Source organism: Microbulbifer sp. VAAF005 (assembly GCF_030012985.1).
Lineage (GTDB): Bacteria > Pseudomonadota > Gammaproteobacteria > Pseudomonadales > Cellvibrionaceae > Microbulbifer.
Genome location: NZ_CP120233.1, coordinates 1,414,263 through 1,425,822 on the forward strand (window position 1 = coordinate 1,414,263; position 11,560 = coordinate 1,425,822).

Annotated in this window: 9 protein-coding genes; 5 read left to right on the forward strand and 4 right to left on the reverse strand. The window is 45.8% G+C overall.

Annotation, left to right across the window (positions count from 1 at the left end; all coding sequences use genetic code 11):
• Positions 1-73 precede the first annotated feature (73 nt).
• The 5 genes from P0078_RS06325 (at position 74) to P0078_RS06345 (ending at position 7,530) form a co-directional block, all read left to right on the forward strand.
• Entirely contained in the window at positions 74-1,294 is a 1,221-nt protein-coding gene (locus P0078_RS06325; RefSeq protein WP_282933612.1) for an ROK family transcriptional regulator, read from the forward strand.
• Positions 1,295-1,408: 114 nt separating this feature from the next.
• Positions 1,409-2,395, forward strand: a complete 987-nt coding sequence (locus P0078_RS06330) for a glycoside hydrolase family protein (RefSeq protein ID WP_282933613.1) — start codon at positions 1,409-1,411, stop codon at positions 2,393-2,395.
• 335 nt (positions 2,396-2,730) lie between these two features.
• Positions 2,731-5,253 carry a TonB-dependent receptor gene (locus P0078_RS06335; protein ID WP_282933614.1) on the forward strand — a complete coding sequence of 841 codons (2,523 nt, stop codon included), beginning with the start codon at positions 2,731-2,733 and terminating at the stop codon, positions 5,251-5,253.
• Between the two features lie 198 nt (positions 5,254-5,451).
• Positions 5,452-6,384 (forward strand): ROK family protein, encoded by a 933-nt coding sequence (locus P0078_RS06340; protein WP_282933615.1) that lies wholly within the window; start codon positions 5,452-5,454, stop codon positions 6,382-6,384.
• A gap of 246 nt (positions 6,385-6,630) precedes the next feature.
• A complete protein-coding gene (locus P0078_RS06345) occupies positions 6,631-7,530 on the forward strand; it encodes an alpha/beta hydrolase (RefSeq protein WP_282933616.1) in 900 nt (299 codons plus the stop codon).
• A gap of 419 nt (positions 7,531-7,949) precedes the next feature.
• On the opposite strand, the gene P0078_RS06350 is transcribed toward P0078_RS06345, so the two are convergent.
• From P0078_RS06350 to P0078_RS06365, 4 genes are all read right to left on the reverse strand, one after another.
• Positions 7,950-8,930 carry an outer membrane protein assembly factor BamB family protein gene (locus P0078_RS06350; RefSeq protein WP_282933617.1) on the reverse strand — a complete coding sequence of 327 codons (981 nt, stop codon included), beginning with the start codon at positions 8,928-8,930 and terminating at the stop codon, positions 7,950-7,952.
• Positions 8,931-8,944: 14 nt separating this feature from the next.
• Positions 8,945-9,382, reverse strand: coding sequence for a hypothetical protein (locus tag P0078_RS06355; protein ID WP_282933618.1), 438 nt, complete (start codon positions 9,380-9,382; stop codon positions 8,945-8,947).
• 490 nt (positions 9,383-9,872) lie between these two features.
• Positions 9,873-10,379 carry a hypothetical protein gene (locus P0078_RS06360; RefSeq protein ID WP_282933619.1) on the reverse strand — a complete coding sequence of 169 codons (507 nt, stop codon included), beginning with the start codon at positions 10,377-10,379 and terminating at the stop codon, positions 9,873-9,875.
• Between the two features lie 575 nt (positions 10,380-10,954).
• Positions 10,955-11,554 carry a hypothetical protein gene (locus P0078_RS06365; RefSeq protein WP_282933620.1) on the reverse strand — a complete coding sequence of 200 codons (600 nt, stop codon included), beginning with the start codon at positions 11,552-11,554 and terminating at the stop codon, positions 10,955-10,957.
• Positions 11,555-11,560: the final 6 nt, after the last annotated feature.

Genomic DNA, 11,560 nt, shown 5'->3' on the forward strand with positions numbered 1-11,560 from the left:
AAGTTACACTTTTAACAATAGAACCGGACAATCGGTGGCCGGATCAGATCACGTTTCATCTCAGGGGGCACGGATGGGTAAAGGTAGCAATTCCAGTGGTTTACGCCGCTATAACGAGCGAGTGGTGCTCACGACCTTGCGGAAGACTGGCGCAGCCTCCAAGTCCGACCTAGCGCGCCAAACTGACCTCACCGCTCAGGCGGTTACCCGGATTGTCGATGATTTGGAAAACGCAGGACTGGTGATGCGAGAGGGACGCCGACTGGGCGGCAAAGGCCAACCCTCGATTATGTACGTTATTAACCCTACTGGTGCTTACTCTGTCGGCATCAAGGTGGGACGGCGCAATATCGAGCTGCTACTAATGGATTTTGGTGGCACGGTACTAAAGAAAATTTGCCACGAGTTTGAATTCCCGGAGCCCGAATTTTTATTGGCAAAAATTGAATCGGGCCTCCAGGCACTTACTGATACCCTACCCGCTAAAGACAGAGGGAAACTAGTGGGCGTGGGTATCGCTATGCCCTGGTTTATCGGCGCCTGGACCGAAGAGCTCAATATGAGTGAAGAACTTGCCGCCCAGTGGCAGGAAATTAATTTTGCTGAAGAAGTTGCTCAGCGCACACATCTGCCGGTCTTCTTCGAGAACGACTGTTCCGCTGCTGCTGTTGCCGAATTGCAGTTTGGCAATGGCCAAGACATATCCAATTTTCTCTACGTTTATATCGGGACCTTTATCGGTGGAGGCCTGGTATTAAATGGCAGCCTGGAAACCGGCGTCCATGGCAATGCGGGCAACCTGGTTTCCCTGCCAGTGCCCCGCTCAAAACTTAGCAGCACCCCTGAAAATCAAGGAGCATTTGAGCTACTCCTCAATCGCGCTTCACTATTTGGGCTGCGCAGACATTTACGAGAGTGCGGCATCGAAATTACCAGCACTTCCGAACTTGAAACGGTAATGGACCAGGCCCGCCCTCAGATCCAGGAGTGGCTGGACGACTGTGCAGATGCGCTGGTTTATGCATTTCTATCGGCAATCAGCGTACTGGACCTGGAGGCTATTATTGTCGATGCGCATTTGCCCCGCTTTTTATTAGACGAACTGGTCGAAATGATTTCTCGCAGGATAAAGCAGGTGGCGCCTTCAGGTGTATTTGCGCCCAAAATTGTCAGTGGAAAAATTGGAGTCGACGCCATCGCCACAGGCGGTGCGATTCTGCCTTTTTACTCAATTTTTGCACCGGATAAAACAGTTCTATTAAAAGGCGGCATACCAGGAAGAATATCTACCTGATTGCGCCTTAATTGGAACCCCAGAAAAGCATAAAAATAACTCTGGGCTCCCTAAGAATAATCAAAGCAATAACTCACCGGAAAATTTCCAATCAGCACCAATGAGGTAAATATCATGGCATTTAATCTCGATAATAAATGGGTATGGGATTTTTGGTTCGCGCAGGACGGCGACCAGTACCATGTATTTTACCTTCAAGCCGATAAATCACTGGGCGATCCTGAGCTGCGCCATTGGAATGTATCTGTCGGTCATGCCATTTCTACGGACCTTATTCATTGGACAACGCTCCAGGATGCATTAAAACCCTCACCTCGAACTGCAACCGCCAGTGAGGAAGCTGCAGACTCTTACACTACCTGGACCGGCTGTGTACACAGAGAAGGCGATACCTGGTATATGTTTTATACCGGTACTAAATATTCGGAGAAAGGCCTGATTCAGCGGGTCTGCCTGGCAACTTCCAAGGACTTATTACACTGGGAAAAACACCCCAACAACCCCCTGGTGGAATTAGATCCCAATTTCTACGATGGCCTGAACCTTGAATATTGGCACGATGCATCCTGGCGTGACCCATGGATCGTTAAAGACCCCACGCAGAATCTCTACCATATGTATCTCACTGCGCGCTGCAACCAGGGCAGCCCTGATGGGCGTGGCGCAGTTGGCTATGCCAGCTCAACGGACTTAATTCACTGGAAAGTGGGGCAACCGATACTGGCTCCCGGCTGGTATGGCGAAATGGAAGTACCGCAAATTGAATACATCCATGGCCGCTACTACTTATTCTGCTCAGTATCGACAAAGTTCCACAGCGCTGCCCATCGACAATCCATGCAGGGTACACCACTGACTGGCACAAAATATTTTATCGCCGATGATCTGAATGGCCCATACGAAGTCGTTGGAGATGGCTTTATCGGCGCAGACCAGCAGGGATCACTCTATTCCGGCCGGGTTATCCAGGGGCCGGACCAACATTGGTATCTGCTGGCTTTTAATAGGGACGATGCCGAGGGCAACTTTATCGGCGGTATCTGCGACCCCAAACGCATCGAGTTTATGGACGATGGACAACTGGGATTGGCCAAAGACTAGCAGGCAGGAATCGCAACCAAATCCTTAGGTAGATGCTCACCAGAAGCATCTACTGCCCCGTACCCCCTTCTCCCGCAGCCAGTGCTACTTAGAAAGACAAGTAGCGCTGTCACCAAAAGCAAAGATCGATACCGCGAAAATCACTACTTCCCCTTGGTTTACTTATCTATTCGCTGATTCCACTACGTAAATTCCGCAAATTTTCGTATTGCCTTTATTAAATCACAGTGATTTAATAAATGTGTTCGCGGGGAGAGGTCCCACCCATGCGGTAACAGGAAGAGAGTCTCGAGCCCGCAGAGAACGGGCCGTGAAAAATCTAATAACCATAAGAGATGATTGAGGAGAGCGCCGTGATTGCAGAGGGCTTCCAAGCAGGTTCAGAGACACAGAAACACTTTAAACCACACTCCATAGCCCTGGCAGTTGCCATGGCCTCCAGCGTAGCGGTACCGGCAACAGCTGAGGAAATGCCGGAAATTGAAGAGGTGATGGTTACCGCAACCGCTCGACCGGTTACCAAGATGGAATCCAGCGTATCCGTTAGTGCACTGGACACTGAGGAAATGGCGAAGTACGCCCCGCGCTCTACCGCAGAGCTGTTCCGCAGCTTACCCGGTATTCGGGCGGAATCCTCCGGTGGCGGCGGCAATGCAAATATCACCGTTAGAGGTATTCCCCTGGCAACTGGCGGCTCCAAATATATGCAAATCCAGGAAGACGGATTGCCTGTATTAGAATACGGCGATATTAATTTCGGTAACACTGACAACTTTGTTCGCACCGACTCCTCTCTCGCACGTATAGAAAGCGTACGCGGCGGCTCTGCCTCCACCTTTGCCAGTAATTCCCCTGGCGGTGTGATCAATATGATCAGCAATACCGGCGAAGAAGAAGGTGGTAATGTAGGACTTTCGTTTGGTGCGGACTACGATGAGTCCCGCCTGGACTTTGGCTATGGCCACCACTTGAATGACACTTTGCGATTCTATGTCGGCGGATTTTTAAGAGAGGGAGAAGGCATCCGCGAGACCGGCTTTGATGGGGATTCCGGCGGCCAACTCAAGGCCAACCTCACCAAAGAGTTTGATAACGGTTATGTCCGCCTCTATTACAAACATCTCGATGACCGGGTAACAACTTATCTTCCTGGCCCTGTAACCTATAAGGGCGATGGTGAATTCGGCACGGTTGCCAACTTCGATGCCAGCAGCCAAACCCTGCATTCCGATAATTATCGATACATTTCCACTTTTGATGCCTACGGCAATCCGGTAACCCGCGACTTATCCGACGGTATCGAATCTCTGGTGGAAGCCTATGGCTTTGAAACCAAATTCGAATTTAATGATGGCTGGACTGTTACCGACAAATTCAGAATTTCTGATGTTAGCGGCAGCTTTATTTCCCCCTTTACCGATACTTTCGGCGATTACGGACCACAATCCACACAGGATATGGCTGATACCATTTGTGCAAATGCCGTAGGCAGTAGCGGAGAGGCCATAGACTGTAGCGCCGGCACAACGGTGACTTATGCCAATGGTGAAGAGGCCGAAGGCCTCGCCTATGTCGACCTGCTCTTTGATACAGAAATACACGATTTGGGTCTGATAGTTAACGACTTTAAAGTCGATAAATTAATTGGCGATAATATTGTTGTTTCCGGTGGGTTCTATTACTCCAACCAAAATATCAAAACCAGCTGGAATAGTTGGAATGCCCTAGTTCAAACTGTTGACGGCAGCAATTCTGAAAACCTCACCATAACTGCCAATGCCAACGGAGATGTACTGGTAGATGATGGGGTCTGGTCTGCAAGCTTTCTTTCCTGGGCCTGGGACCTGGAATATGAAACTTATGCACCCTATATGAATGTGGCGATCGACATCGGCGACTTTACCTTCGATGTCAGTGCCCGCCACGATATGGTCAATGCCAAAGGCTCCCTGGTTTCCAGCTGTTGTGGTGGTGATACAGACTACGATCTGAATGGCGATGGTATTATCAGCGATGTGGAAAGTGCTAGCGCTTCCGATGCCTTTGGATTCACCGGCGGCGTCATCACAATGGCCAATGGATCCACCCAGCTCGTTGACTACGATGCAGACAACACCTCTTTCTCTCTCGGTGGGAATTATATTCTCAACGACAGCATGGCTATTTTTGCCCGCTACAGCGAGGGCGGTCGAGCAATTGCCGATCGGCTTCTACAAATTAGCGGCGCCCTCAACAGTGACGGAAGCCTAACTGACACCACCGATGGTTTCGACTCTGTGGACCAGCTGGAAATTGGATACAAACTCTCAACCGGCGATCTGGATTTCTTTGCAACTTACTTCAATACGGTCACTGAAGAGACCAATGCAGAAATCACTAGCGGCTTAACGTTTGTACGCGAGTATGAAGCCCAAGGAATCGAGCTGGAAGCAGCCTACAGTTATGGAGACTTTTCCGTAAATGGAAACCTCACCTGGACCGACGCCGAAATTTCAAAAGATGCCAACGACAGTTCTGTCGTAGGAAATACGCCGCGCCGTCAAGCTGATTTCATTTACACGATTACACCGCAATATAACTTTGGTGATGACTTTACATTTGGTGCAAGCCTCCAAGGGTCTACAGAATATTTTGTTTCTGACTCCAACCAGTTGAAACAGGAAGGTTATGTCCTGGTCAATCTGTTTGGTTCTTATTACCTGACAGAAGACCTTACCGTTTCCTTTAATATAAACAACCTCACCGATGAATTTGTTGTTACCGAAGTTGAAGAGTCTTACGCAGAAGTTGGAGACATAGTACGCGGACGGGCTATCAGTGGCCGCTCCACCAGCGTCAGTTTCAATTACGCTTTTTGATCGTTGTTCTTCCCTACTCTAGTAAGTGGTTTGCAGTTCTGCCCATAGCTTTGCAAACCCCGAGCGTCTGGCCCCCACCGGCGCTCGGTTTTTTTCTTTCAGAAACAATATAACCAGCTATAAACTATCAGTGGTGTAAGTTCAGCAACCATCAACTGATAATACGAATAACTTATGTAACCCGGGGAGCGGATTAGGATGGAAAGGCAAGGCAATGCGGTAGATACCTTGCTCGGCGGAATTGAAGCCGGTGGTACCAAATTTAACTGTGTGGTAGCCGCTGGGATTAATGACATCCGTGAGCGAGCCAGCTTCCCAACCACCGACCCAGAACATACGCTATCCAAGGTCGCTCAGTTTTTTCACGAAAGCAGTCAGCGCCACGGCACCGTTTCTGCGCTGGGCATAGCCAGCTTTGGCCCGGTAAACCTGGACCCAGAATCCGCCTACTATGGCTATATCACCCAAACACCTAAAGCTGGCTGGTCCAATACCAATATGGCTGGCTACTTCAGCCAAGCCCTGTCGGTACCAGTTGCTTTCGATACAGATGTTAATGGCGCCGCCCTTGGAGAGCACCTCTGCGGCGCCGCTACAGATGTAAAGAACTTTGTCTACGTCACCATCGGTACCGGTATCGGCGCCGGCATTATGATCGACGGGCAGCTGATCAATGGATCTATGCACCCGGAAATTGGGCATATGTTGATGCCTAGAGACAGCCAAAAGGATTCTTTTAAAGGCAACTGCCCATTTCATAACAACTGCCTTGAAGGACTGGCCTCAGGTCCTGCGATAGAGGAGCGCTGGGGACTGCGTGGCCAACACCTGGAACAACACCACCCGGCCTGGGACCTGGAGGCGGAGTATCTGGCCACTATGTGTGTCAACCTTACCAGCTGCTACTCACCACAGCGGATCATACTGGGGGGTGGAGTGATGATACAGGCGCACCTATTCAATCGCATAAGACAAAAATTCCTAGCCTTAGCCGGTGGTTACTTTCCCCAAGTCTCAGAAAGTAATATTGAACGGTATATCGTTGCGCCAAAACTAGTGGGAAGGTCCGGTGAAGTCGGCTCTCTGCGGATGGCCCAGCACCTATACAACACTAAAAACGTCATTGCCTAAACCAGGGAGGGGACATCCCCTTCCCGCCCATCCTCTTCTCAGTGGGCGTGGTTCCCAAGTGCAATATCCCTATTTCTGTGATTACGACCACTTCTTGAGCAAAAACTTGCGATGAAGAGTGATTCCTGCGGCAGTAACCCCCTCCCCAGCTAGCGATTCCCTTTATCTATCTGTTAGGCTTCCATATAGATACCTCTAGTAAGCAGGGCGATAACAGGTAAGTTTCAGCGCCCCTCAGGGATAGTAATGAAAATAATTAGATTATTAGTGATAGGTATTCTTAGTGCCTGTTGCCAGCTGGCAGCAGCCGGCAGTGCCGAACCCACAACTTTCACCCGCCCAGGGATACTGTCATACAACTTCTACTCTGATTTACTAGAGCGTGAGTACGTTATCGACATAATGCTGCCTCTCTCGTACACCCCGGAAAACACCGATCGCTATCCAGTCATTTATATGACCGATGGCTTTCTGCATTTCCCTATGACAGCCCCTAACCTTCTTCAGGAACAGGTTCCCGATGAGTTTGGCAATGTCAAAATGCCCCCTGTAATTCTGGTCGGTATCTCCCACGCTTTTGACAGTCCAAATTTCGCCCAACGAGTATTGGATTTCACCCCCGTGCCTGGTGTGATCAAAGGTGCCGAACTAGGTGGAGGCGCCGATCACTTTCTTGAGTTTATCGAAGAGGAACTCAAACCCTTTATCAATAATAATTTTAAAGGTAACGAAGAAGACGAAACCCTTGTGGGCCATTCCCTGGGTGGGCTTCTAGCTCTCCATGCACTTTTTAACCACACCAATAGCTTTGACCGATATGTCATTGGAAGCCCCAGTATTTGGTGGGCCGATAAGCAAATTTTAGATAGTGAATTGGCCTATGCAGAACGCAATGCCGATTTAGGAAAAAGTGTGTATTTATTTATTGGCGGTGAAGAGACTTGCAGTGAAGTCGACTCAGTTTGCGCAGTTAAAGACTTTTCTCAACTAGTAAAAAGACTGAAGTCTCGTAACTACAATAGCCTTACCCTAAGAAAACGTGTATTTGATAATGAGAATCACGGTAGTGTTGTTAATCCAGGCTATGATCGAGGGATAGAAAAGGTCTTTAAGGCTAAGGTATTACCTAGAAAATATTCTTTCTAATAAAATTATCTTACCCTTTAGTAACACAATATTGATTAAGAATAAAATAGCCCCCCAAAAAAACTGCTTCACAAAATCGTAAGCACAAGAAAATAACCCTTCCCAGCTGTAGTGGCACACTACAGCTCGATCTAAGATATTACAAAGCTAATAACCGATATTAGACAATTGACTAATGATCAAAGCCTTTGTTGTAATCGATTGGCCAATCAAAAATCATTCTACCTATCGAATAGGCCAGAGAGTATAGATTTCTCTATGGTCCCGCTACAATAAAATCACCTAATCTGTTCTTCAGAGTTACCAGTGTATGGAGAGCCTGGGCATACCCAGGCTCTCCCAAGCTCATCGAAAAATCATATTTAACCTAATCCCAGGCAAAGTTTCATCCCTAACAATTACTAGCCACACTTTAACACTTACGTTCTTTTGAAAATGTGCAAAGATTCTCTATAATCATAAACCAACAAATAAGGCTCTCTAAAAACCATAGAAGTAGCTCCTGGAAAACTAACTCCATCTTCTTTATAAAGCCAATCAAACTTATGACTAACTATATTAAATGCACCAATAGCCCCTAGCCTGCGATCTGTTGTAATTATATAATTACCATCAAGGATATAACCATCCCTTTGTGAATGTATGCCCACTGATTCAAAATATGACTTATCCTGATAATTATCCTTTAACTTTCCACTTAACAAATCAAAAGCTGCGTAACTAGTTAACATTTGATGAAGGGTTCCTTTATCTTCATCAACCCTTAACCCACCCGAGAAAGTATCTATTTTCCATTCAATACTTCCTGTTTCGAGATCAAAGGCAATTACTTTGTTAGCCGCCTTAAAGGCAAATATGACAATTTCGCTACTTGCCCCAATTAACCTAGGAAGATGTTTATCACTAGCCAGGTCTACAGACCACTTAACCTCCCCCGTCTTTAGATCACGCCTACTAACGCCTTTGCGCGATACCGTAAAGGCCTTGTTTAACTCAATCTCTATAAGCTCTCCAAAATTGGACTCCCAGAGAAGCTTATCTCGATAAACATCCTGAATGCCAACCTTCGCCTGAAAAAGAGAATAGTCATAATCAGTCGTCACCACAATGAAGTTATCATCGTAAAGGTTAAAGTCACCAATCCCATTTTTAACTGGTACTGATTTCACTACGAGTAGTTGACTATCAAAAAACTCATACTCATTGCATGAAATACAGACAAGTAAATTATCTTTTTGTATAAACTTATTAAAATTTTCTGCAACCGATAACTCATTTATGACACTTTCACTCTGCAAGTCATATTGCACTACCTTTTTCTCTGATTGATAGATTAAAACTCCATCTACCAAAGAACAACCTCTCCTAACATTTTTTATTTCAGATAACTTTATAAACATCTAGTGTATATACCTTAATGTACAAAATTAATAAATGTCGGATGATTTATTAATTGCCCCTGGTTGGCCAAATCTACAAGCATTTGTGGCGTGGCGATCTCATGAGACATAAAGAAACCTGGATTAAGTGCAAACAAATTACTTGCTTTAGTAGTGTCCTTGAATACATTTTGAAACTGTCCCTTCATAGCATCACTTATATGATCACTAAAATAATATTCAAAAGGACTACCACCTGTAATATACGCCTCAAACTGATCATACGTACTGCCTGAAATGCTCCTGGCAGAATCCCAGATCTTCATTTCCACAGCCTTATATTCTTCAACTCCAGTATTCGGATTGAAATTCTTAAAGAGTACATCAAGCTGATGGCCTGTTCCAATACCAGGAATACCTCCCTCTAGGCGTGTCAACTCCCACCCATCTTGAGTGAGTTCTGTAGTGGTCAATAAGTTCAAAGTTTCTAGGCCACTGTTTGTATTATGTGGATTAGTTCAGACCAAATCTGACACATTCCCTTGAAAAAGAGGGGTTTACCGGTTTTGATGAAGGTGCCTAAACCCAAAAGCAAAACCAAGGATAAACCCCATGATTGGGGTGGTTGGTAGTAGCATTAAACTTCAGTTGGCCAAGTCTATCATTGGTTGATAAATAGGCTTTATAGCAATTATTCTGCAAATCTAGATATCGACAGAGTGAGGGAAGGCGTTCGCAGTATTGCTGGTGTTGATCTTTAGCGACTATTTCAACTTGATTCAGAATCAAGCGACATGAAATCGTGAAGAGTTTCATTTGGAGCTCGAAATGGTGAACGTGAATAAAGGTAGAAGGGGTAGTGTTGAGAAATTGGGTGGGAATTAGCGAGGCTTAGCAGAAAGTAAGAGTTGGTAGTCGCTTACCTCCTGCGTCCAGCTGGCCTTCTTTGAGCTCCTGGAAAATTTATCCAGAAAAAATGATACTCTCCCACTTAAGCCATTGATTACCACCTAGTTTATGAGAGCGAGCCCCCTGAAGAAATGATTCTCTAAACACTGAAAGGTTACTTTTAAATATCTCACCAAAGTCTTTTGGGGCACTAATAATCAATCGAGTTGAGGGCTTGAATGGGTATTCAAAAAGCTGTATCAGACTTAATGGTTGCATCATTCCCTTTAATTTGGCTTCGATTACATAAGCATCAGACTTACCCTCTCCCGGAAGACTCACTTTCCCTTCTCGCCCATAACACCATCCAGCCCAGCTCTCTTCTTCTTTCGCTATAGCTCTGCGAGCTTTCTGGTCTGCTAATGCTTGTGAATCTGCCTCGAAGGGAGTAATCACGCTTTGTTCAGCGTTAAAAAAAGAACAAAAAGGAACGAGCAATTCCTTTTCTTTAGTGACAGAACCTATATATAGAGCGTTGCATAAGGCGAAGCCTGAATGATAGGCTAGCAATTTAATTTCCACAGGGGTACCTATTTGAAGTAGTATTGGTGTTTAAATAACTATACTATAAGCTTAAAACTTCGTCGAATTTGGTTGTATATAAACCTTAAAGGTCTAGAAGTTATTTTTAGATATCTGTATGCACCAATGCTTCGAGTAACTCTATGCTGCAATTGTCCTGTATCCGCTGTGGCGAGCATAGATTTGGTTGATTTTTCCACATCTACGATATGGATAGGTTTAAGCAGTGCCGCACCTATGGTGTACCTCAAAAAATCAATCTTTCCTCAGGTTTTCTGATAAAACTGAAGTCGGTAGCGACGATACGTTCGCGATTATTCTGGGGTATCTCGTGGGTAGGTGTGTGTCACTTATATTGGCAATCCAGGATTAGACTTTGTAAATTCTATTCTCTCTGCTCCTGCTTCTGGGTCCCGTCACTGCGCTCCAGGCTTGCTTCTCAAGACTGCCAGGGTGCTTATGTATAATTTATTTCACTAGGTTGGGGCGGGGAGCTTTTGATGGTGAGCTTAAACGCAGCGCACCACCAAAAGGTTTCTTAGAGGAAAGGGGGTGAATTTCACCCCGATAAAACGTCAAGAAAAGTAATCGAGTATTTTTCCGACAAGTGCTAGATCTTGAGAGCCCTTAGGGTCAATCTCTTTGCGAAGCACACTTTTTATATAGTCAGTGTCCCCCAGTAACCCTCTCGCTATACAATAATGAATGCAGCCGAAGCCGCGAGTTCTTTCCGGAATACTGGCATAAAAAGCCTCTCTGGAGTTGAATTTAAACTGCTTGGATAAATAATTTTCTCCGGCGGTAAAAATACAATCCATACTGCGTAAAACTTCAGCGACGGCCTTGTCTTGGCTCTCAAAATCCTGAACATAAATTCTTTGGCTTCGATACCTGCCTAGCTCTTGATGATCCAGCTGGATATAGAACATCTGTCTTCTTACTGGGGAGGAATTGCTCAATTTGCAGTAGATTTCATCAATTTCTGAAACGTAAATTCCGGCTGCCGGCTGTAAAAGTACTGATGCAGGGGAGCCATTAAAGCTCCATTCTGGGTCAATAATCAATTCGCAGTAAGTTTCTGGGCGGATGTAGTATTTATTGTAAATAAACTTCCACTCAGGATTCTGGGCCGCCTTACTTTTGACGGCCTTTAATATTTCACTTTTAAATGTCATGATTAA